Below are 22,725 nucleotides of genomic sequence, written 5' to 3' on the forward strand. Positions count from 1 at the left end.
TGGGGCGCGCCGTAAGCTTCGGGGCTTGGGGTACAGTCAACCGCGCCGCAGGCTGGGCATCGCCAGCACCACCGCAATCACCCCACCACCTGTTTTCCCATGTCCTCCCCGTTCTCCGCCATCAAACCCGGCATCAAGCTGGCCGATCAAGTCGCCAGTGCGCTGGAGGCCGAGATCCGCACGGGCCGCATTCAGGCAGCCGAAAAGCTCCCCACCGAGGCCGCGCTGGCCCTGCAGTTCCAGGTCAGCCGAACCGTGGTGCGCGAAGCGATTTCGCGCCTCAAATCGTTGGGGCTGGTCGACTCACGCCAGGGCAGCGGGGTGTATGTGCAAGCGCCGGGCATAGAGCCCTTGCAGTTTGAGCTGCCCCACGCCGCACCGCGCGAGGCCGTGATGCAGATCGTGGAGGTGCGCCGCGCACTCGAATCCGAGGTGGCTGAACTGGCCGCCCTGCGCCGCACCAGCGAAGACATCGCCGCCATCCGCCAGGCCATGCAACACATCGCCGAGGCCGTGCGCGCGGGCCGGGATGGCGTGGAAGAGGACGTACTGTTCCACCGCGCCATTGCCCATGCGGCGGGCAACCCCTTCATGATCAGCACGCTGGACTACCTGGCGCAGTTCCTCAAAGGCGCCACCCGCGTAACCCGCGCCAACGAGGCGCGGCGCGAGGATTTTGCCGACGCGGTGACCCATGAGCACACGCAGATCGTGTTAGCCATCGAGGCCGGCGACCCCGTGGCTGCGCGCGCGGCGGCAGCACAGCACATGAAAAATGCACTGGCCCGCATTGCGCAGGCCGACCTGGCGTTCTGGGCGCAAGACGGTGCGCGGCTGGCCCAGCCGCTGGTAGCGGCGTCGGCACCGCTGGTGTTCTAAACCCCAACTCGGGGCGAGCGATAGCGGCTGCGGGTTGCCTCTGCCATCCCTAGAACGCTATCAAAGACATAGCTAGCAGCGCATGCAGAATGGGCGCATCAACCCCAAAAGACCCCTAATGGGGTGCATTCCGCCCACACCCAACCCATCTGATACGGGTTAACCCGCACCAAAAGGATGCGCAATAATTTGTATGATAACCATATAAACACACCAACCAGAGTGCCTGCGGGAATGGCAACAAGGGGTTTGCAAAGCCCCGTTCCCCGTATTGACACCCTTCCATCCCGGAGATATCCCGCACATGTCCACCCTCGCACTTCTCGGCATCGGCGCCGGCAGCATTGGCCTGCTCCTGTTGCTCATCATTCGCTGGCAGGTCCACGCTTTCGTGGCGATGATGCTGGTGAGCTTTCTGGTGGCGTTTGCCACGGGCATGCCCATTGGCGACATCATCAGCACGCTGATTGCGGGCATGGGCGGCACGCTGGGTTCGGTCGCCATCCTGGTGGCGCTGGGCTCCATGCTGGGGCGCATGATCGAGGTCTCGGGCGGTGCGGCCAGCCTGGCCAACCGCTTTACGCAGCTGCTGGGCCCCACGCGGGTGCCCATGGCGCTCACGGCGGCTGCGCTGGTGTTGTCGATTCCCGTGTTTTTTGATGTGGGCTTCATCATCCTGGTGCCTATCGTGTATGGCTTTTGCAAGGCGGCGGGTGTCAACCCCATCAAGTTCGGCCTGCCCGTGGCGGGCATCATGCTGGCCGTCCACGTGGTGGTGCCTCCGCACCCCGGCATCGTGGGCGGCGCCGCCATCGTCAAGGGCGATATCGGCTGGATCACCATCATTGGCCTGGCCATCTGCATTCCGCTGGCGGTGCTCTCGCAGTACGTGGCAGGCTGGCTCAACCGCAAGGGCTATCCCATGCTGCCCACCACCGCCGAGCAGTTTGCAGCCTTTGGGAAAAGCGACGAAACGGCCCCGTCCAAAACCCGCAGTGCACCCGGCGTAGGCACCATTCTGGCGCTCATCCTGATCCCGCTGGCCCTCATCATGGCTGGCACCACGGGTGCTACCCTGCTGCCCAAGGGCGACAGCCTGCGCAACGTGCTGGGCTTCATCGGCTCGCCCATTTTTGCGCTGATGGTGGCCGTGGGCCTGGCGATGTTTTTGCTGGGCCGCAACCAGGGCTGGAACCGCGAACGCACCAACGCCATCATGGAATCGGCCCTGCCCCCTGCCGCCACCGTGATCCTGGTGACCGGCGCGGGTGGTGTGTTTGCCAAGGTGCTCACGGCCAGCGGCATTGGTGCTGCGCTGTCGCAAAGCCTCACGGCCACGCACCTGCCGCTGATATTGCTGGCGTTCATCATCTCGCTGGCCCTGCGCGCCGCACAGGGTTCGGCCACCGTGGCCATCATCACCACCTGCGGCTTGCTGGCCGATGCGATGGCCGGTGGCGGGTATTCCCCCTTGCAAGTGGCGCTGCTCACGGTGGCCATTGGCTTTGGCAGCCTGGGCCTGTCGCACGTCAACGATTCAGGCTTCTGGATCGTGACCCGCTACCTGGGCCTGAGCGTGGGCGATGGCCTGCGCACCTGGACGGTGCTGACCACTGTGCTGGGCCTGGCAGGTTTTGCAATGACCGCCCTGCTCTGGGCCCTGGTGGCCTGAGCCCCTTTTTCCTGATTCACTGAAGGACTGACAACATGACCCAACCCACCGTAGGCATCATCGGCCTGGGCGCCATGGGCGCCGGCATTGCCAAAACCTTGCGCAACAACGGCTTCGCCATCCACGTGTGCGACGTGCGCCCCGGCGTGGCCGAAGCCTTTGTGGCCGAAGGCGGCACCGCACACGCCACCACGGCGGCCCTGGCGGCAGTGAGCGATGTGGTCGTGTCGGTGGTGGTCAACGCCGCGCAGACCGAGAGCGTGCTGTTTGGTGAGAACGGTGCAGCAGCTGCCATGCGCCCTGGCAGCACCTTCGTGATGTGCTCCACCGTGGATCCTAGCTGGTCAGTGGCCCTTGAAGCGCGCCTGAATGCGCTGGGCCTGCACTACGTGGACGCACCCATCTCCGGCGGCGCTGCCAAGGCGGCATCGGGCCAGATGACCATGATGACCTCGGCCCAACCCGAGGCCTATGCCGCCGCCAACGCCGTACTCGACGGCATGGCAGGCAAGGTGTACCGCCTGGGGGACAAGGCGGGCGCGGGCAGCAAGGTCAAGATCATCAACCAGCTGCTGGCCGGTGTGCACATTGCCGTGGCCGCCGAAGCCATGGCCCTGGGCTTGCGCGAAGGGGTGGATGCTGCTGCGTTGTACGAAGTGATCACAAACAGCGCAGGCAACAGCTGGATGTTTGAAAACCGCATGGCCCATGTGCTGGCGGGCGACTACACGCCGCTGTCGGCTGTCGATATCTTTGTGAAGGACCTGGGCCTGGTGCTGGACACCGCCCGCGCCAGCAAATTCCCCCTGCCGCTGGCCGCCACCGCACACCAGATGTTCATGCAGGCATCGACCGCAGGCTTTGCCAAGGAAGATGACAGCGCCGTGATCAAGATCTTCCCTGGCATCACCCTGCCCGAAGGGAAGGAGAAAAAGGCATGACGCGCGCACGTGCACTTTTGGGCTGCATTGCCGACGACTTCACCGGCGCGACCGACCTGGCCAACAACCTGGTGCGTGCCGGCATGCGCGTGGTACAGGCCATGGGCGTGCCCACGGCCCCGTTGGATACCGAGGCCGATGCCATCGTGGTCGCGCTCAAGTCGCGCACCATTCCCAAAGACGCAGCCATCGCCCAGTCGCTGGCCGCGCTGCAGTGGCTCCAGGCGCAGGGCGCCGAGCAGATCTACTTCAAGTACTGCTCCACGTTTGACAGCACGGCCGAGGGCAATATCGGCCCCGTGACCGATGCGCTGATGCAGGCCCTGGGCACCGATTTCACCATCGCCACGCCCGCCTTCCCCGACAACAAGCGCACCGTGTTCAAGGGCTACCTGTTTGTGGGCGATGTGCTGCTGAGCGAGAGCGGCATGCAGAACCACCCGCTCACGCCCATGGCCGACCCCAACCTGGTGCGCGTGCTGCAAGCGCAGACCGCAAGCCGCGTGGGCTTGATTGACCACAGCGTGGTGGCGCAGGGCGAGGCCGCCATCCGCGCACGCATCGATCAACTGAAGGCCGAGGGTGTGCGCATGGCCGTGGTCGATGCGGTGTCGAACGCCGACCTTCTGCGCCTGGGCCCGGCGCTCAAGGGCATGCCGCTGGTCACCGCGGGCTCAGGCGTGGCCATTGGCCTGCCGGGCAACTTTGGCGTGGCGCCCAGCAACGAGGCAGCCCGCCTGCCCGCCGCTCAAGGGTTGCAGGCCATCGTGTCGGGCAGCTGCTCGGTGGCCACCAACCAGCAGGTGATGGATTTCATCAAAGCGGGCCAACCCGCCCTGGCCATCGACCCGCTGCGCATCGCCGCAGGCGTGGACGTGGCCGCCGAAGCGCTGGTATGGGCGGAAGGCCACATCGGCCAAGGCCCGGTGCTGGTGTATTCCACCGCCGAGCCATCGGCTGTGCGCGCCATACAGGGCAAGCTGGGGTCTGACAAGGCCGGTGCCATGGTGGAAGACACCATTGCGGCCATTGCACGTGGCCTGGTGCAGCGCGGCGTGCGCCAGCTCATCGTGGCGGGCGGTGAAACCTCGGGGGCCTGCGTGCAGGCCTTGGGCATCACGCAAATGCGCATTGGCGGTCAGATCGACCCCGGCGTGCCGTGGTGCCATGCCGTGGCCCCCGATGCGAAGGACGGCCTGCACATCACGCTGAAATCGGGCAACTTTGGCAGCACCGATTTCTTCACCAAGGCTTTTGCACAATTGCAGGCATGAGCAACACCGCCGCCACCACCTCCGCCTTCATGGATGAAAGCGAAGCCCGCGCCGAAATCTGCCGCGTGGGCCGCAGCCTGTTTGAGCGCGGCTACGTGCACGCCACCGCGGGCAACATCAGTGTGCGCCTGGCCGATGGCTATCTCATCACCCCCACCGATGCGTGCCTGGGCACGCTGCAGCCCGAGCGGCTGGCACGGCTGGACGCGCAAGGCCAGCAGGTGGCTGGCGACCGGGCCAGCAAGACGATTGCGCTGCACCGGCAGATCTACGAAGCCTCTGCAAACACCAAAGCGCCCGCACGCTGCGTGATCCACACGCACAGCACGCACCTGGTGGCTTGCTCGCTGCAAGCCGACACCGCTGCAGGCGGCCAGCTGGCGCCCGATGCCCAATTGCTGCCGCCCATCACGCCCTACTTTGTGATGAAAGTGGGCCGCGTGCCGCACATCCCTTACCACCGCCCCGGAGACGCCGCAGCGGCGGCGCTGGTGGCGCAGACGATCACCCGGTACGCCACTCAAGGCAGCCCTGTGCGCGCCGTGATGCTGGCACGCCTGGGGCCCAACGTGTGGCACGACACGCCCGCCGCCGCCATGGCCGTGCTGGAAGAGCTGGAAGAAACCGCGCGTCTGTGGCTGCTGTGCCAGCCCCGGCCTGCGCCGCTGACCGAGCCCCAGATCGAAGAACTGCGCCATACCTTTGGCGCCCAGTGGTAAGGCCACGCCTTAGCCCAAGACAGAAGGAATCCGATGCCCCGCTTTGCCGCCAATTTGTCCATGCTCTACAACGACGTGGACTTTCTAGACCGCTTTGCCGCTGCCGCCCACGACGGCTTCAAGGCGGTGGAATACCTCTTCCCCTATGCCTACCCCGCCCAAGAGCTGGCCGCACGCCTGCAGGCCCACGGCCTGCAGCAGGTGCTGTTCAACGCCCCGCCCGGAGACTGGGACGCCGGTGAGCGCGGCCTGGCCAGCCTGCCGGGGCGCGAAGCCGAGTTCCGCCAAGGCATCACCAAGGCCGTTGAATACGCCCAGGCCCTGAAGTGCCCCCGCATCCATGTGATGGCAGGCCTGGTGCCGCAGGGCGCAGATGCCGCCACCGTGCGTGCCACCTACATCGCCAACGTGGGCTACGCCGCCGAGCAGGCTGCGCCCCACGGCATCCAGATCCTTCTGGAACCCATCAATGGCCGCGACATGCCCGGCTTCTTCCTGAGCCGCCAGGACCAGGCCCACGCACTGATCGCGGAGATCGGTGCGGCGAATGTGAAAGTGCAGATGGACCTGTACCACTGCCAGATTGTGGAAGGCGACCTCGCCATGAAAATCCGCCAGTACCTGCCCACCGGCAACGTCGGGCACCTGCAGATCGCTGGCGTGCCCGAGCGCCACGAGCCCGATGTGGGCGAGCTGAACTACACCTACCTGTTTAAGCTGCTCGACAGCCTGGGGTATGACGGCTGGATTGGCTGCGAATACCGCCCGGCCCGCGGCGCCGCTGCGCACGCCACCTCGGATGGATTGGGCTGGCTCAAGCCCTGGCTGTAAACCGGTCTCTCTGCGCTGGCACAGACCCGCACCAAAGCAGCTACAGCATGCCAGCCGCTGGTGCGGCGCGCACCATCGCGCAGCACACCGGGCGTCTTCCGGCGACTGCACGCGACACCCAGGCATGGCACAGATCCTGCGAATACCTCGCTACCAAGAGTAGAAGCGTTCAGCGGCCACCGCCCGGAAATTGCTCTTGAAGCATGCAATGGACCGACGCCCTCGGAGGGTGCCGGGTCTGGCAGCGTGTCTTCAGGATGCGGGGAATCCTCTCTTGCCTGAACGCGTTGTGGGTTGCATGCCCGTTCGGCTGGGTGTGAGGCGCGGCTTTTGCACCCGGCTGTGGTTGACCCACCATCGCCAATGGAGTGCCTCATCATGCAACGCCGTTCCCTTATCCGCGCCACCGGCGCCGCCGCCCTGCTGTACGCCACACCCTTTGTGCGCGCCCAGGGCAATCTGCAGAAATTCAAGTTCAACCTGGGTTGGAAAATCGAGGCCTCGGGCGCAGGTTTTTTGCTCGCGCAGCAACGTGGCTACTACAAGGACGCCGGGCTGGATGTGGCCGTCGACACGGGCAACGGCTCGGCATCGGCGATCAGTCTCGTGGCAGGTGGTGCGTATGACGTGGCATCGGCCGACCTCTCGACCATGATCGAGTTCAACACGGCCAACCCGCAGGCCAAGCTGGCGGCCGTGGCCATCCAGTACGACCTGAACCCCAATTCGGTCATGGTGCGCAAGGACGGCGCCATCAAGAAGCCCACCGACCTCGCGGGCAAGACCATCCTGGGCCAGCCCTTCAACGCCTCGCGCAAACTGTTTCCGGCCTTTGCCAAGGCGCAGGGCTTTGATGGCAGCACGGTGAAATGGGAGAACGTTGCGCCCGACATCGGCGACACGCGGTTCGTCAAAGGCGACTTCGATGCCGCTGCGTACTTCTTCTTTACCGGTCTGCTCAACCTGAAGGCGCGGGGTCTGGGACCCGATCAGATCACGGTCTTCCGCTTTTCGGACTACGGCCTCAAGTCGTACGGCAACGGGCTGATCGCCAACGCCAAGAGCATGCAGGAAAACCCCGAGGCCATGAAGGCGTTCGTGAAAGCCACCACGCGCGGCTGGGTCGATGCGATTGCCGACCCGCGTGCAGGGGCTGCAGCCATCAAGGCGCGCGAGCCGCTGGCCAATGAAGAGATCGAATTCGAGCGCCTGCAGCTCATCGTGGACGGCACGATGAAAACCGCTGAGACACGCGCCAACGGCTGGGGCGCTGCCACTGCCACACGCCTGCAGGCCACCATCGACGAGACCGTGGCGGCCTTTGGCCTCAAGAGCACTCTGGCGGTGGCTGACATCTGGACCGACCGCTTCCTGCCCACAGCGGCCGATCGCAAGCTCAAGGCCTGACCAGGGGATCGCCATGGGCATCCCCCTCATCGACCTCAGCGGGGCGCTGCAGTCTGGTGCGCCCCACAGCCCGGCCGTAACTGCTGTGGCGACCCAGCTGCGCCAGGCCTGCATGGGCACTGGCTTCTTCTACGTGCTGAACCATGGCGTTCCAACAGAAGTCATCGCGCGCCAGTTTGCCCTGGCGCAGCAGTTCTTCGATCTGCCGCTGGCGGACAAAGAAGCCATCTCGCTGCACCGTTCGCCCTCCATGCGTGGCTACGAAAGCCTGGGTGGGCAGACGTTGGACGCCAGCGCTCGCCCGGACCTCAAGGAAAGTTTTTACTGCGGTCTGGATTACGCGGCCGACCACCCCTATGTGCAGCGCGGCTACCACTCTTACGGCTGCAACCAGTGGCCCGAAGCGCTGCCCGACCTGGCCGTACACAGCCGCACCTACATCGCCGCCCTGCAGCAGTTGGCGCTGCGGCTGATGCAGTTGCTAGCGCTGTCCCTTCACCTTCCGGAAGACTTCTTTGACCACACGCACCAGAGTCCCATGCTCACCCTGCGCCTGCTGCGCTACCCGCCGCACCCCGAGGGCGCCGATGCGTTGACCTTTGGCGCGGGCGAACACACCGACTGGGGCGCGATCACCCTGCTGGCGCAAGACCGCCACGGCGGGCTGGAGGTGAAGCTGCCCGATGGCGAATGGGCAGCGGCCACGCCGGTGGACGGAGCGCTGGTGGTGAACCTGGGTGACATGATCCCGCGCTGGACCAATGGGCTGTACCGCTCCAACCCGCACCGCGTGCGCAATGTGCACAGTGGCGACGCACCACGCCACTCCATTCCGTTCTTCTACACGCCCGACTACGAAGCGCAGGTGGTGCCTGTGCCCACCTGCGTTCCCGCAGGCGAGGCACCGCGCTTTGAACCCTGCACCGTGGGCGAGCACTTGCAGGCGATGTACCGCAAGACCTACGGCATGGGGCACGCCACCACTTCGGCCAGCGCAGCGGTGATGGCATGAAGCTCTGGTTCAACTTGCTGTGCCGTGACATCGATGCACAACTGCAGTTTTATCAAACCCTGCTGCAGTTGCCCGAGGCTGCGGGTACACGCTCGGCCATCTACCGTGCGGTGGAGACAGAGCACTTTCAGCTCGGTTTCAACGCGCACGAGGCCTATGCCCTGCTGGGCGTTGCCGACCGACAACCCGACGCGGCGGTACGGCCACCGCGCAGCGTGACGGGCTACGCCACTTTCATGCTGGACACGGCGGATGCCGTGGAGGCGGCAGGGGTGAAGGTGACAGCCCTGGGAGGGCAGATCATCAAGCCGCCCTACGCCACCTACTACGGCCAGTGGCAGGCGGTGCTGGCCGACCCGGAGGACAACGTGTTCCGCGTCAGTGCCATGGGTGGGCCGCGCAACGCCGTGTGAAGCAGGCGCCCACCCGATCCGCAATCAGCCATCCAAAGCAATGACGAGGTCACCCAACGGCTACCCCGTCCGCACACATCAATACGCCTTGAAGTTGGCCGCCACCCGCTGGTTCAGGTAGGCGCCCGCGGCAATCGCCGGGTACTTCTTGCCGGGCCCTTCGATGATGGCGTCGCGGTTGGCTTGCGCAAAGAATGCCATGCTGTAGCGCGGACCCATGTACTCGCCCGGCAAAGGATTCTTCACGCGGTGAAAGTTGCTGGGCAGCTGGTCATCGCTCCAGCGCATCAGCATGTCGCCGATATTGCAGGTGATCGCCTGCTCGTCGGGCGTCACCGACGTCCAGGCCTGGCTGTCCATCTCCTTGCCGGGGCACACCTGCAGACCGCCCTGGCCCTGGCGCTGGAAGAGCAAGGTCAGGCAGTCAAAGTCGGTATGAGCCCCAGCGCGCCACAGGCCCAGGTGGGCCTGCTGCTCGGGGGCGTGGCAAAGTAGTGCAACAGGCGCAAGGTGCTTTGGTAGCTGGCCTGTGCAGGGTCGTGCGCGCGGGCAAAGAAGTCCTCGTCAAACCCCAGCTTCCATGCAAAACACGACAGCACCTGCATCGCCACCTGCCAGCACTGCCCCTCGAAGGCGAGCATGGTGGCCTGAAAGCCCGCCAGCTCCTCGTCGGTAGGCCACAGGCCATCCATGTGCGGGCGGGTGATCTGGTACGACTCCTTCTGGTCGGGCGTTCCGGTGGATGGCCGCACCTGGGCGCGGCTTTCCCAGCCCACGTTGAGCGCCTTCTTGAGCGAGTATTGCGCCTTCACGGCATCCGGCAGCGCAAAGAAGCGCTCGGTCATCGCAAAGGCGTTGCGCACCTCGGCCAGGTCAATGCCATGGTTCACGATCTGGAAGAAGCCCACATCGACGGCGGCATTCCATAGCTGGTCGGCAATCTCGGTCTTGCGCTGTGCAAAGTGTGTGAGGTCGATGCGGCGGATCTCGCGGCTCGCGGTTTCCGAACCCATCGCGCCCATGCGCGTTTCTTTTTGCAGCTCGGCGAGGTCATACGTGGCGGTGCTGGTCATGCGGTTCTCCTGAAGACAAGTGGAAGGAAGAAAGGCCCTCCCGCCTGGCGCTTCAAGAGTGGATGGCACCGCTTGCACAGGCAGGGTGCCGTCACATCTTGAAGCCACGGTGTGCACGGGCGCACACCGCTGTGCGCACAGCGGGCTTCAAGAGCAATTTCCGGCTGGCGTCGTTTCATGCGGGGTGGCATGTTGGCTACGCAGTGAACGCTTCTACTCTTGCCCTGGATGATGCAAGAACAATGCCCAAGGCACCCGCGAGTGCACCCTGCAAGGCAGGCAGTGGGCGCATCAAAGCCATGCATACATGTCACTGTTTGTGACTGGCATGCCAAATGCATAGCGCAACCCATCACAGCGGCGGGCTCGCAGACAGCCCGGCGTTGCACGACGGCCAAGCACCCCACCACACCACAAACGGAGACAACCCATGCACGCACTCATGTCCACATCCCCCGCCCCGCTTGAAGAACCTGTGCTTTTGGATGACACCGATGGCACCTATTTGCGCCAAGCCATTGCCTGGTCGTGCACAGCGCGCGCGCGCGGCAACCGGCCCTTTGGTGCGGTGGTGATCGGCGCCGACGGCAAGCTGCTGGCCGAGGCCTATTGCAACACCACCGAAACCGGCGACTGCACCGGCCACGCCGAGACCAACGCCGTGCGCCAGCTCAGCCCCCGCATGGACCGCAACACGCTGGCCAAGGCCACGCTCTATTCGTCGGCAGAGCCTTGTGTGATGTGTGCAGGAGCCATCTTCTGGTCTGGCATCGGGCGCGTGGTGTTTGGCATTGATGCTGTGCGCCTGCGCGTTTTTCGGGGTGAGCGCGCCGAACAACGCGACGCCGAGCTGTCGTGCCGCGACGTGTTTGCGGCCTCGCCCCACGCCATTGAATGCATCGGCCCGACGCTGGTGGAAGAAGCCAGCGCACCCCATGTCGGGTTCTGGAAAACCTGAAACCCGCCAGTGCAGGCAGAATCTGCGCCGCCCCTCACGCATCACCCATGCCCCGCACCACCGTCATGACTGAATCCGACGCCGAAGCCGCCTCCGGCGCCCTGCTCAGCCGCGCCAAACAAGGCCGTGAGCGCATCCTGGGGGCCATCCGCGAGGCGGCCATTGCCGAGTTCAGCCGCCATGGCTTCAAGGGCGCATCCACCAAGGCCATTGCCGAGCGCGCGGGCCTGACCAAGCCCCAGCTGCATTACTACATCAGCAGCAAGGAAGAGCTGTATGAAGAGCTGCTGTATTCGGTGCTCAACGGATGGTCGGGCGCTTTCATCTTTGACAACAACAGCGACGACCCCAAGAAGGTGCTGAGCAGCTACGTGCGCAAGAAACTCGACTACGCACTGGACAACCCAGGCCTGTCGCGCATCTTCACCACCGAGGTGCTGGGCGGCGGCCGCAACCTGGGCAGATACTGGCCCGTGGCCGTCAAGTCCACCCAACAGAAGGTGGACCTGATCAACCGCTGGATTGCCGAAGGCCGCATGCGCAAGGTGGACGCCAAGGTGCTGCTCATGCAGATCTGGGGCATGACGCAGCACTACGCAGACTATGGCGTGCAAGTGCACATCATGCTGGGCCTGGCGCCCGACGAAGCCATCGACCGCGAGCCCGTCGTGCGTGAACTCACCAGCTTTGTGCTGCTGGGCTGCGGCCTCGCACCAGACTAAAGCCCCGCGCACATTTCTGGGCGGCCCCCGGATGCTGCGGGGCCAATACCGGGCGATTTGCACCAGCACGCGGCGCTGATGGGCCCCGTTGATCCATCACAAAGACGTTTTACCGATTTTTGTGGCTGGCACAGCCTTTGCAACAGTTTGACCAATCGATCAAATCACATGGTCAAACAATGCAGACAGCCCCTGACACAGCCACCACAGCCGAGACTGCCAGCGCGGAACACCGGTTCGAGCTGATCCTGCAGCGCAGCCAGATGCGCCTGCCCGTTGCACCTGGCGAGAGCATCGCCGACGTCTTGCAGCTCGCTGGCGTGGCGCTGGAGACGCTGTGCGAGCAGGGCATGTGCGGCACCTGCGTGACCCGCTGGCTGGACGGCGAGCCCGACCACCGCGACAGCTGTCTGAGCGCCGACGAACAGCGCACCCACGTGGCGGTGTGCTGCGCACGTTGCCACAGCCCCACGCTCACGCTCGACCTCTAGGCCCACCCACACCACCCACCCGAAGGACACCCGCCATGCGCATCCTCGTGATCTATTGCCACCCGGTAGAGACCAGCTACAACGCCGCCCTGCATACCGAGGTGGTGCAGCAGTTGCGCGGCGCGGGCCATGAGGTGGACGACTGCGACCTGTACGCCGAGGGCTTCAACCCCGTGATGACTCGCGAGGAACGCCTGGGCTACCACGAGGTACCGAGCAACCAATTGCCTGTGCAGGGCTATGTAGACCGCCTGCTGAAGGCCGAGGCCGTGGTGTTCTGCTTTCCCACCTGGTGCTTTGGCATGCCGGCCATGCTCAAGGGCTTCTTCGACCGGGTGCTGATGCCCGGCGTGGCCTTCGACATCAGCGACCCGCACAACGTCAAGCCCTCGCTCACGCACATCAAGCGCATCTCGGCTGTGGTCACCTATGGCCGCCCGCGCTGGACAGCGCTGTTCATGGGCGACCCTCCCCGCAAGTCCATCACCCGCTACATGCGCCTGCTCACGGGTGGCAAGGCGCGGGTGGACTACCACGCCTACTACCACATGAACGTGGCCACGCCACCCCGTCTGGCGGACTTCAAGGCCCGCGTGGGGCAGGCCATGGCCCGCTTTGCGTAAGACCACGTTCTAAGGACCACGGCATGCACGCATCCAACACGCCCGACCACATCCTGCGCGCCCGGCTGCCGCGCTGGCTTCTACCCACGCAATGGCCCCAACAGGGCCACCAACCCGCGCTGGCCGACCTGCATCTGGCCCAGGGCCGCGTGGTGCACGTGCAGCCCCACGGCACGGCACCCGATCCGCAAGGCACCCGGTGGGACGTGGCCGGTGCCCTGGTTCTGCCCGGCCTGGTGGACGCCCACACACACCTCGACAAAGCCTTCACCCTGCCGCGCATGGGTGTCGTCCAACCCGGCCTGCTGGGCGCCATCGACGCGATGATGGTAGACCGCTTGGGATGGACCGAGGCCGACATCCACGCCCGCGCCAGCCGCGCGCTGCAATGGGCCTGCGAGGCCGGCACAGTGCACCTGCGCACCCACTGCGACTGGTGGGAGCCTGAGGCCCAGCCCTTGGCCTGGAACGTATTGCGCGCACTCGCCCACGACTGGGCCGACCGCATCACGTTGGAGCGCGTGAGCCTGATCCCCCTGCACCTGTACGCCAACCGCAGCACCGCCATGCGCCTGGCTGCCACCGTGGCTGACAGCGGCGGCGGCGCCCTGCTGGGTGGCTTCGTGCATTCCACCAACTGGGACCCACAGGCCTTGCGCCATTTGTTCGAGGCCGCGCAACACCACGGCCTGAACGTGGACCTGCATGTGGACGAAGAGCTGCACCCCGGCGCCAAAGGACTGGCCACCACGGCCGCGCTGCTCAAGGAGCTGAGGTTCGAAGGCCATGTGGTCTGCGGCCACACCTGCGCCCTGGCTGCGCAGGACGAGGCGACCGCCCTGGCAACGCTGGACGCTGTGGCGCAAAGCCCCATCACGCTGGTCACGCTACCCATCACCAACCTGCTGCTGCAGGACGCCACCACTGGCCGCACACCCCGCCAGCGTGGCCTCACCCTGGTGAAGGAAGCGCGCGCACGCGACATTCCCGTGCTGGTGGCCAGCGACAACGTGCAAGACCCGTTCTGCCCGGTGGGCAGCTTTGACCCGCTGGAGGCCCTGGCCACCGGCGTGCTGGCGGCGCAGCTCGACGCGCCGTTCGACCAGTGGAGCGAATCACTGTGCCGAGCCGACTGGCTGCGCACGGGCCCTGCGGCACTGCCCCTGCAGCCCGGCACTGTGGCCGACCTGCTGGTCTTCACCCAAGCCGACCACTGGGGCTTTCCGTCGCGTGCACAAGGCCGCGTGGTGCTGCGCCAGGGCCGCGTCGCCAGCGGCCATGCACCCGCCGCCTGGCATGTGCCCACACCCCAGTTGACAAGGAGCCCGGCATGACCGCCACACCATCCACCACTGGCACCACTGGCACCGCGCCAGGCATTGCCCAGCCCCTGGCCCGCTACGCCGCCTGGCGCCGCGCGGGCGACTTCATTTACCTCAGCGGCGTCATCGCCGTGGACCCTGCGGCCAGCCGCATCGTGCGCGGCTATGCCGACATTCCTGACGAAGCCGCCACGCTGATCGGCCGCACCGGCGAGTTCAGCAGCGACATCAAAGAGGGCCCCATCCTCGCGCAGAGCTGGTACGTGCTCGACCGTATTCGTCTGACCATGGAAGCCGCGGGCGGCCAGATGTCGGACGTGTTCAAGCTCGTGCAGTACTTCAAGAACCTGGACCACTTCCCCCAGTACAGCCGCGTGCGCAAGCTGTTCTTCCCGGGCGAGCCGCCGGCCTCCACCGTGGTGGAGGTCTCAGGCATGTTGCCGACCCCCGACATTCTCATCGAGGTAGAGGCCACCGCCTATCTCCCTCTGCACTAACGCGTCCCCTTACACGAAAGACCCCGCCCATGCTGCACGGCTACAACCCGCCCCACCGCTACCTGCCCTACCTGAGCTGGACCGAGATCGTGGACCTGCCCGACAAGGAGAACACCGTCATCGTTCTGCCCACGGGCGCCACAGAGCAGCACGGCCCCCACCTGCCCTGCGCGGTGGACACGGTCATCAGCGCCGGGGTGGTGGGCCATGCGCTGGCCCGCCTGCCAGCGGATGTGCCAGCGTTTGCGATGGCGCCCATCACCTACGGCAAGTCCGAGGAGCACCTGCACTTCCCTGGCACTGTCACCCTCAGTGGCGAAACCCTGCTGGCCACCATGAATGAGGTGGGCGAGTCGGTCTACCGCGCAGGCTTTCGCAAGTTGCTGTTCGTCAACGGCCACGGCGGCCAGCCGCAGGTGATGGAGATGTGCGCGCGCGAGCTGCGCCTGCGCCATGGCGACTTCATCGTGGTGCCCAGCTTCACCTGGCGCGTACCGCACGTGGCGGGCAAGTACCTGTCGGAGCAGGAAAAGAAACTGGCCATGCACGCGGGCCACGCCGAGACCGCGCTGATGCTGGCCTTGGCCCCAGACACCGTGCACATGGAGCGCGCGGTGGTCAACTACCCGCCCGTATTCGACTCGCCCCTGCTCTCGCCCGACGGCCGCCCCGCCTGCGCCTGGAGCGCACGCGACTTCGGGCCCAGCGGCATCATCGGCGACCCGCTGCCCGCCACCGCCGAGCAGGGCCACGCCATCCTCGATTCGCTGGCCGTGAGCTGGGCCGCCGCCATCACCGAGCTGCACAAGCTTCAATGGGCCGCACGCCCCGAGCCCACCTGGGGCCGCGCCAACCACACCGGCCATGTGGAGCAGTCCAGCGCCCTGGCTTGAAACCTGCAAACGCAGCCACATCCCCTTTCCCTTCTCCCCTCGTTGCCCCTTCGTTCACCCTCCACCACCCTACCGGAGTAAAGCCATGATGAAGACCGCTTCCCGCCTTTCCAAACTTGGTGCAGCCGCGCTGCTCGCTGTTGGTGCGCTCGCCACCACATCGGGCACCGCCCAGGCGCAAGAAAAGTTCACCTACATGACCAACTGGTACGCGCAGGCCGAGCACGGCGGCTTCTACCAGGCGGTGGCCACGGGTCTGTACAAGAAGTACGGCCTCGATGTGTCCATCAAAATGGGTGGCCCGCAGGTCAACATCGTGCAGATGATGGCCGCAGGCCAGGCTGAGTGTGTGATGGGATCGAGCGACCTGCAGATGATCCAGATGCGCGAGGGCGGCGTGCCCGTGGTCAACGTGGCCGCAGTGTTCCAGAAAGACCCGCAGGTACTCATCGCGCATGAGGATGTGAAGAAGTTCGAAGACCTCAAGGGCAAGACCATTCTCATTGCCTCGTCGGCCCAGCGCGGCTACTGGCCCTGGCTCAAGGCCAAGTACGGTTTCACCGATTCGCAGACACGCCCTTACACCTTCAACATCCAGCCCTTCGTGGCCGACAAGAACACAGCGCAACAGGGCTACCTGACGTCGGAGCCGTTCGCCATCGCCAAGGCCGGCGTCAAGGCCAACACACTGATGTTCAGCGACCAGGGCTACCCCGCCTACGCCACCACCATCTCGTGCATGGACAAGACGGTGAAGGACCGCAGCGCCGCCGTGGCCTCGTTCGTGAAGGCGTCGATGGAAGGCTGGAAGAGCTACCTGGCCGACCCGGCCCCTGCCAACGCCCTCATCAAGAAGGACAACCCCAACATGACCGATGAGCAACTGGCCTACAGCGTGGCCAAGCTCAAGGAAATGGGCATGGCCACGGGCGGTGACGCAGCCGCCATGGGCATCGGCATCATGACCGACGCACGCGCCAAGGCCAGCTACGACTTCCTGGTCGAGTCCAAGCTCATCGACCCGGCCAAGGTGAAGCTGACCGAGACCTACACCACGTCGTTCGTCAAAGACCTCAAAGTCCTGCCCTGAGCCTGACAGCCCTGAAACAGCGGCCGGTGCGCTCCCTTGCCAGCCCGGCCGCATCCATCGAAAGGCGACCATGACATCCCCCACTGAATCTCCGCCGCTGGCACACGCCCCGATGCCCGCCACCTATTCCACACCCGCCGTGGAGGTACTCTCTGCCGAAAAGACCTACCCCAATGGCACCCAGGCCCTGCTGCCTGTGGACCTGACCATTGAGGAAGGCGAATTCGTCACGCTGCTCGGCCCCTCGGGCTGCGGCAAGAGCACGCTGCTGAAAATGGTCGCGGGCCTGCTGGAGCCCACCGACGGCCGCCTGCACCTGTGGCGCAAGCCGGTGGCGCAATTGGAAGAAAGCGGCAAGAAGATGGCATTTGTCTTCCAGTCGCCCACGCTCATGCCCTGGGCCAGTGTGCAGACCAATGTGCGCCTGCCGCTGGACCTGGCCGGTGTGCCCCGCGCCGAGGCCGATGCCCGCGTGACCGAGGCGCTGGCGCTGGTGGGTCTGTCCAAGTTCGCCAGCGCCCTGCCCCGCGCGCTGTCCGGCGGCATGCAGATGCGCGTGTCGATCGCGCGTGGCCTGGTCACCCAACCCGACTTGCTGCTGATGGACGAGCCCTTTGGCGCGCTCGACGAGATCACGCGCCACAAGCTCGACGCCGACCTGCTGGACCTGTGGCGCAAGAAGAAGCTCACAGTGATTTTTGTGACCCACTCGATCCACGAGGCGGTGTTCCTCTCCAGCCGCGTGGTCATGATGGCCGCGCGCCCCGGCCGCGTGGTCGAAGAGTTCCGCATTGATGCGCCCTACCCCCGCACCGCCGACTTCATGGTGTCGCCCGAATTCAGCCGCTACGCCAAGCGGCTGCAAGACAGCCTGCTGCGCGCCAGCGTGGACACCGAGGAGACCGTGGCATGAGCACCCCCTTCCCCTCCGCTCCGATGGCATCACCGGTAGCTGCCTCCAGCACCACAACCACAACCGCACCACGCACTGCCTCGCCGCAGGCGGCATCCGCAAAAGCCGCGACGAAGGCAGCGCCCAAACGCCCACCGTTGATGGCGCAACCCCGCGTACAGCGCGTGGTGTACCCGCTGCTTGTTGGCGTGGTGCTGATTGCGCTGTGGCAAGGTCTGGTCACAGCGCTGGAACTGCCGCCCTACTTGGTGCCATCGCCCATCCTGATGATGAAGACGCTGTTCACCGACTGGGCGGCACTGGGCGGCTCGCTCTGGGTCACCGTCAAGATCACGGTGCTGGCATTTCTGGTGGCCACGGTGGCCGGGGTGCTGATCTCGTTCTTGTTCGTGCAGAGCAAACGCATCGAGACCGCTCTGTTCCCCTACGCCGTGCTTCTGCAGGTCACGCCCATCGTGGCCGTGGCGCCGCTCATCATCATCTGGGTGAAGGACCCGATGGCCTCCATGGTGATCTGCGCTGCGCTAGTGGCGCTGTTCCCCATCATCAGCAACACCACGCTGGGCTTGCGCAGCGTGGAGCCGGACCTGCAAAGCTACTTCAAGCTCAACCGCGCCACCCGCATGCAGACCCTGCTGCGCCTGCGCATTCCGAGTGCGCTGCCCTACTTCTTCGGCGGGCTGCGCATCTCCAGCGGTCTGGCACTCATCGGCGCCGTGGTCGCCGAGTTCGTGGCCGGCACCGGCGGCCAGGGCGCTGGGCTGGCGTACCAGATCCTGCAGGCAGGCTTTCAGCTGAATATCCCGCGCATGTTCGCTGCGCTGCTGCTGATCTCGCTGACGGGTGTGGCGCTGTTCGCCCTGATGGCCTGGCTCACAAGAGCTGCACTAGGCAGCTGGCACGCGAGCGAAAACTCGCACGACTGACCCGCACCGCCACCATTTTTTTATACCGCGCCCGCGTGGTGGGGCCGCGCCTTGCCCCACCACCCGCTGCACCGACAGGAGAGACAGACATGACCACCGCCACCCCCGCCCACCAACTGCCCGAGCAGCTGCCCGACCTGGACTGGATTGCTGACCCGCTGCGCGTGGGCCGCCTGTCGCAGGACTTTGCCTGGTTCAGCCCCGTGCTCAAGCGCGACCTGGCCGGTAAACGCGGCGATGTGGCCGTGCGCCCGCGCACGGAAAACGAAATCCGCCAGGTGGTGGCCGCCTGTGCCAGTGCGGGCATCCCCCTCACCGTGCGCGGCAGCGGCACCGGCAACTACGGCCAGAGCACGCCACTGCACGGCGGCGTCATCCTGGACCTGTCGGGCTACAACGGCTTTGGCTGGGTGCGTGGCGGCGTGGGCCGCGCGCAAGCCGGCATTCGCCTGTCGGACTTCGACGCACAGGCCAAACCCCTGGGGCAGGAGCTGCGCTGGCTGCCCTCCACCTACCGCAGCGCCACGCTGGGCGGGCTGTTTGGCGGCGGCTTTGGCGGCGCGGGCTCCATCAACCATGGTCCGCTGGCCGCGCCCGGCAACGTGCTGGCGGTGCGCGCCATGACGGTGGAGCCCGAGCCCCAGATCATCGAGCTGCGCGGCCCCGAGGCCATGCTGCTGCACCACACCTACGGCACCAACGGCATCGTGCTGGAGCTGGAGGTGGCACTGACCCACGCCGTGGAGTGGACTGAATGCATCGCCACCTTTGAGCAGTTCGATGCTGCACTGGAGTTTGCCGACCGCTTTGGCAGCGCGCCGGGGCTAGAGAAAAAAGAGGTGTGTTTTCTGGCCGCGCCCATTCCCCAATACTTCACCAGCCTGGCCGAGCATTTTCCCGCCAACCAGCATGCCGTGCTACTGCTGGTGGCACCGCACTCCGAGGCTGGCATGCGCGACATGGTAGCCCAGCACGGCGGCCAGGTCACCTACCGCAAGACCGCCGATGAGGTGGCCAGCAGCCACAAGACGCTGCTCGAATACACCTGGAACCACACCACCTTGCACGCACTGAAAGTGGACAAGGGCCTGACCTATATCCAGAGCGGCTTCAACCCCATGCACCGCCTCAAGCAAGTGAAGGCGCTGGAGGCCGCGCTAAAGGGCGAGGTGATGATGCATCTGGAGTTTTTGCGCACCAAGGAAGGCGCCTTCAACTGCAGCGGACTGCAGATCATCCGCTACACCACCGAAGAGCGCCTGAACCAGATCATGCAGATCTACCGAGACCACGGCGTGCAGATCAACAACCCGCACGTGTTCATCGTGGAAGACGGCAAACAGAACCACCTGGACCCCGCCGTAGTGACCATGAAGCGCCGCTTTGACCCTCAAGGCCTGCTCAACCCCGGCAAGCTGCGCAGCTGGTACGCGGCCGAACCATCGGCCCCCACACAGACACCGGTACGCCAAACAGCGTAGGCACAGTTTGTAGCCAAACAGGCTGCAAGCGCACGTCCGAAGTGCATAATCAGCTACTCATTTAGTAGCAAATCACTCGCCCCATGCCCTGGCACGCCCGCCTGCAGCTCGACTACACGGCAGAACACAACGCCCGCACCGTGGCCCGCTATGAGCACAACGGGCCGCTGCGCATCCTGCAAAGCCTGTACCCCGAGGGCGACGCCATCTGCCACAACGTGCTGGTGCACCCGCCCGGCGGCCTGGTGGGCGGCGACACACTGGACATCACCACTACCGTGGGGCCCGGCGCGCATGGCCTGGTCACCACGCCCGGCGCCACGCGCTTCTACCGCTCCACCGGCCCGCTGGCGCTGCAGCGCAGCCACCTCACCCTGGCCGAGGGCGCGCGCCTGGAATGGCTGCCGCTGGAGGCGCTTTGCTACAGCGCCTGCCACGCCGAAAACCACCTCACGCTGAACCTGGCCCCCGGCGCCGAGTGCATCGCCTGGGACGTGACCGCCCTGGGCCTGCCCCACGCAGGCCAACCGTTTGAACAAGGCCGCTTCACCCAGCACCTGGAAGTGCCCGGCCTGTGGCTGGAGCGCGGCGTGATCGACGCCGCCGACCACCGGCTGCTGAACAGCCCGCTGGGCCTGGCGGGCCACCGCTGCATGGCCAGCCTCTTCTTTGCCACCGGCTCTCTGCTTGACCGCGCACGCCGTGATGCCGCTCTGGACGCCGCTCGTGCTGTGATGGATCAACACCCCCAGGTCAAAGCCACCGCAGGCGCCACCAGCCCCAACGACCGCATGGTGGTGGTGCGCGTGCTCGCGCCGCAGGTGGAGCCTGCGATGAAGCTGCTCAAGGCCGTGCGGGTGGCTTGGCGGGAGGTGTTGTGGGAACTGGAAGGCGAAGCGCCCAGGATTTGGGCCATGTAGGCCAGCAGGACACGGCGGGCGCCGTTAGGCAGCAGGCGGCGAGGCCCACAACAACACCAGCCGATCCCGCACACGGCGACCAAACGTCCAGGCGATTTCATCGGGCGTTAGCGCGGGGCACAACTGGCGGGCTGCTGCCATCGCCGCTGCCGCCCCCTCTGGCTGCTCCTGACGGTCCAGAACAGCTGCCTCCAAAATGCGCGCCAGATGAAACCTGGGATCGTGCCGAATGGAGGCTCGCGCCTCCACCAGTGCCTCGTCCAACCGTTCCGCGCGCAGCAAGAACAGGCCCAACGCCCACTTCCAAAACCCCAGGCGCCGGTCCCGTGGGCTGATGCGCATCCCTAGCCGCATGGTGTCGATGCCGCGCTCCAGTTGGCCTTTCAGGACCAGCGAGGCGCCCAGCGCCACATGCGCCTGCGCGTTGCTCGGATCGATCTCCAGCGCACGCTGAAGCACCTCAATGCCCTGGTCGTGATGCCCCAGGTCGCTCAGGGCGCAGCCTGCGTAACCCAGAACCTCGGAGCTTCCGTCATCCAGTTCAATGGCTTGCTGCGCTGCCTTCAAGACTTCAGCAGCGACACCGGGGCCGTTGGGAGCGAGGTACCCGATGTTCATGGACAAGGCCGTCAGCAAGGCATAGTGCGCGTAGCCGAGACCGAAAGCCGGGTCGAGCGCAATGCCCTGGCGCAGTTGGGACCGCGCCTCGGTCATCGCATCCCGGCTCCAGCCCTGCAGCGCGATCGATCCGATCGCCTGGTGGTAATGGGCCCAGACGTTCAGGTTCTCCGGGCGCTGGCGGCGGATGTGGGCAATTTCGGCTCGCGTCAGCTCGGGCTCCAGCTCAGACATGATTCCCCGGGCGATGTCTTCCTGCAAATCAACCGTTTGGTCACGGTGGCGGTCAAACCGGCCGCTCCATAAAACATGCCCCGACGCAGCATCGATAAGCTGCGTGGAGACTCGCAGAAGATCGCGGTGCGGACGGACGCTGCCTTCCACGACAAACCGAACGCCCAACTGGCGCGCGACGTCAGGCAGGGCAACCGCGTGGCCACGAAACGCAAAGGACGACGCCCGGGAGATCAATACAAAGCCAGGCACGCGGGCCAAAAGCGCGATGACGTCTTCCGCCAGGCCATCCGCCAGAAAGCCCACATGCGGGTCGTCAGACAGCACACTGAAGGGCAGCACCGCAATGGTCGGTCGGACCTCCTGGACTGACGGTGCCGCGAGAGGGATGGGGGCGTGGCCGGGCTTGGGCTCCAATGCAAACCGATACCCTTTGCCAGGAATCGTGACGATTGCGCGAGGCCCCAACAGCTTGCGCAAGGCCGATATCTGCACCGACAGATTGTTCTCTTCCACCACCAGGCCAGGCCACACCGTGTCCAGGATCTCGGCTTTGGAGACCACCCTGTCGCGTTGGGCCAGCAGGCACAAAAGCAGATCAAAAGCGCGGGCACCGATGGCAGTCGCAACGCCCTCTACCCAAAGCGCTCGCTCGGCCGGCCGGACTTCAAAGCGATCAAAGTGATAGAGGTCTTGCATCAGCCACCTTAGACAGCGCCATCGTTAGGAAGATTTAGCGGATTCTTGCGAACTTTAAAGGACCGGCGTGGCCCTGCTCGGTACCGTGGGGGCACCTACCACTTCCGCAGAGAAAAC

Annotated in this window: 22 protein-coding genes and 1 pseudogene; 21 read left to right on the forward strand and 2 right to left on the reverse strand. The window is 65.5% G+C overall.

Annotated features, from left to right (window positions below; genetic code table 11):
- Positions 1-99: 99 nt before the first annotated feature.
- The 9 genes from CLU85_RS17880 to CLU85_RS17920 all read left to right on the forward strand — a co-directional run bounded on the left by CLU85_RS17880 (position 100) and on the right by CLU85_RS17920 (position 9,148).
- Positions 100-879, forward strand: a complete 780-nt coding sequence (locus CLU85_RS17880) for a FadR/GntR family transcriptional regulator (protein ID WP_100411445.1) — start codon at positions 100-102, stop codon at positions 877-879.
- Positions 880-1,183: 304 nt separating this feature from the next.
- Positions 1,184-2,551: a GntP family transporter gene (locus CLU85_RS17885; RefSeq protein ID WP_100411446.1), complete on the forward strand. Its 1,368-nt coding sequence runs from the start codon at positions 1,184-1,186 to the stop codon at positions 2,549-2,551.
- 35 nt (positions 2,552-2,586) lie between these two features.
- Entirely contained in the window at positions 2,587-3,492 is a 906-nt protein-coding gene (gene ltnD / locus CLU85_RS17890; protein WP_100411447.1) for an L-threonate dehydrogenase, read from the forward strand.
- Positions 3,489-4,766, forward strand: coding sequence for a 3-oxo-tetronate kinase (otnK, locus tag CLU85_RS17895; RefSeq protein ID WP_100411448.1), 1,278 nt, complete (start codon positions 3,489-3,491; stop codon positions 4,764-4,766). Before ltnD ends, otnK begins: the two co-directional genes overlap by 4 nt.
- 29 nt (positions 4,767-4,795) lie before the next feature.
- Positions 4,796-5,485, forward strand: coding sequence for an aldolase (locus CLU85_RS17900; RefSeq protein WP_100412630.1), 690 nt, complete (start codon positions 4,796-4,798; stop codon positions 5,483-5,485).
- Positions 5,486-5,518: 33 nt separating this feature from the next.
- Positions 5,519-6,316 carry a 2-oxo-tetronate isomerase gene (gene otnI, locus CLU85_RS17905; protein WP_100411449.1) on the forward strand — a complete coding sequence of 266 codons (798 nt, stop codon included), beginning with the start codon at positions 5,519-5,521 and terminating at the stop codon, positions 6,314-6,316.
- A gap of 378 nt (positions 6,317-6,694) precedes the next feature.
- Positions 6,695-7,723, forward strand: coding sequence for an ABC transporter substrate-binding protein (locus CLU85_RS17910; RefSeq protein WP_100412631.1), 1,029 nt, complete (start codon positions 6,695-6,697; stop codon positions 7,721-7,723).
- Between the two features lie 13 nt (positions 7,724-7,736).
- Positions 7,737-8,735 (forward strand): isopenicillin N synthase family oxygenase, encoded by a 999-nt coding sequence (locus tag CLU85_RS17915; protein ID WP_100411450.1) that lies wholly within the window; start codon positions 7,737-7,739, stop codon positions 8,733-8,735.
- Positions 8,732-9,148 (forward strand): VOC family protein, encoded by a 417-nt coding sequence (locus CLU85_RS17920; RefSeq protein ID WP_100411451.1) that lies wholly within the window; start codon positions 8,732-8,734, stop codon positions 9,146-9,148. The genes CLU85_RS17915 and CLU85_RS17920 overlap by 4 nt, the downstream gene beginning before the upstream one ends.
- Before the next feature lie 78 nt (positions 9,149-9,226).
- Here the strand turns inward: CLU85_RS17920 and CLU85_RS17925 are convergent.
- Positions 9,227-10,221 (reverse strand): annotated as a pseudogene (locus tag CLU85_RS17925) (isopenicillin N synthase family dioxygenase).
- A gap of 442 nt (positions 10,222-10,663) precedes the next feature.
- Here CLU85_RS17925 and CLU85_RS17930 point away from each other — a divergent pair.
- The 12 genes from CLU85_RS17930 (at position 10,664) to CLU85_RS17985 (ending at position 21,057) form a co-directional block, all read left to right on the forward strand.
- Complete coding sequence (locus CLU85_RS17930; RefSeq protein WP_100412632.1) at positions 10,664-11,179, forward strand: nucleoside deaminase; 516 nt, start codon at positions 10,664-10,666, stop codon at positions 11,177-11,179.
- 65 nt (positions 11,180-11,244) lie between these two features.
- A complete protein-coding gene (locus CLU85_RS17935; RefSeq protein ID WP_100412633.1) occupies positions 11,245-11,901 on the forward strand; it encodes a TetR/AcrR family transcriptional regulator in 657 nt (218 codons plus the stop codon).
- A 179-nt stretch (positions 11,902-12,080) separates the two neighbouring features.
- Positions 12,081-12,392 carry a 2Fe-2S iron-sulfur cluster binding domain-containing protein gene (locus tag CLU85_RS17940; RefSeq protein ID WP_100411452.1) on the forward strand — a complete coding sequence of 104 codons (312 nt, stop codon included), beginning with the start codon at positions 12,081-12,083 and terminating at the stop codon, positions 12,390-12,392.
- Positions 12,393-12,427: 35 nt separating this feature from the next.
- The gene (locus tag CLU85_RS17945) at positions 12,428-13,015 is read left to right on the forward strand and encodes an NAD(P)H-dependent oxidoreductase (protein ID WP_100411453.1); all 588 of its coding nucleotides are present in this window, start codon (positions 12,428-12,430) and stop codon (positions 13,013-13,015) included.
- A 23-nt stretch (positions 13,016-13,038) separates the two neighbouring features.
- On the forward strand, positions 13,039-14,349 hold the full coding sequence (locus tag CLU85_RS17950) for an amidohydrolase family protein (protein ID WP_100411454.1): 1,311 nt from the start codon (positions 13,039-13,041) through the stop codon (positions 14,347-14,349).
- Positions 14,346-14,834: a RidA family protein gene (locus tag CLU85_RS17955; RefSeq protein WP_100411455.1), complete on the forward strand. Its 489-nt coding sequence runs from the start codon at positions 14,346-14,348 to the stop codon at positions 14,832-14,834. Before CLU85_RS17950 ends, CLU85_RS17955 begins: the two co-directional genes overlap by 4 nt.
- A gap of 29 nt (positions 14,835-14,863) precedes the next feature.
- The gene (locus tag CLU85_RS17960) at positions 14,864-15,727 is read left to right on the forward strand and encodes a creatininase family protein (RefSeq protein WP_100411456.1); all 864 of its coding nucleotides are present in this window, start codon (positions 14,864-14,866) and stop codon (positions 15,725-15,727) included.
- 85 nt (positions 15,728-15,812) lie between these two features.
- A complete protein-coding gene (locus CLU85_RS17965; protein WP_100411457.1) occupies positions 15,813-16,817 on the forward strand; it encodes an ABC transporter substrate-binding protein in 1,005 nt (334 codons plus the stop codon).
- A gap of 112 nt (positions 16,818-16,929) precedes the next feature.
- Positions 16,930-17,730, forward strand: coding sequence for an ABC transporter ATP-binding protein (locus CLU85_RS17970; protein ID WP_100411458.1), 801 nt, complete (start codon positions 16,930-16,932; stop codon positions 17,728-17,730).
- A 140-nt stretch (positions 17,731-17,870) separates the two neighbouring features.
- Complete coding sequence (locus CLU85_RS17975; protein WP_100411459.1) at positions 17,871-18,656, forward strand: ABC transporter permease; 786 nt, start codon at positions 17,871-17,873, stop codon at positions 18,654-18,656.
- An 89-nt stretch (positions 18,657-18,745) separates the two neighbouring features.
- Positions 18,746-20,137 carry an FAD-binding oxidoreductase gene (locus CLU85_RS17980; protein WP_100411460.1) on the forward strand — a complete coding sequence of 464 codons (1,392 nt, stop codon included), beginning with the start codon at positions 18,746-18,748 and terminating at the stop codon, positions 20,135-20,137.
- 83 nt (positions 20,138-20,220) lie between these two features.
- The gene (locus CLU85_RS17985; RefSeq protein WP_100411461.1) at positions 20,221-21,057 is read left to right on the forward strand and encodes an urease accessory protein UreD; all 837 of its coding nucleotides are present in this window, start codon (positions 20,221-20,223) and stop codon (positions 21,055-21,057) included.
- A gap of 24 nt (positions 21,058-21,081) precedes the next feature.
- Here CLU85_RS17985 and CLU85_RS17990 read toward each other — a convergent pair whose 3' ends face one another.
- Positions 21,082-22,608, reverse strand: coding sequence for a winged helix-turn-helix domain-containing protein (locus CLU85_RS17990; RefSeq protein WP_100411462.1), 1,527 nt, complete (start codon positions 22,606-22,608; stop codon positions 21,082-21,084).
- Between the last annotated feature and the right edge of the window lie 117 nt (positions 22,609-22,725).

The organism is Acidovorax sp. 69, assembly GCF_002797445.1.
GTDB lineage: Bacteria > Pseudomonadota > Gammaproteobacteria > Burkholderiales > Burkholderiaceae_C > Acidovorax.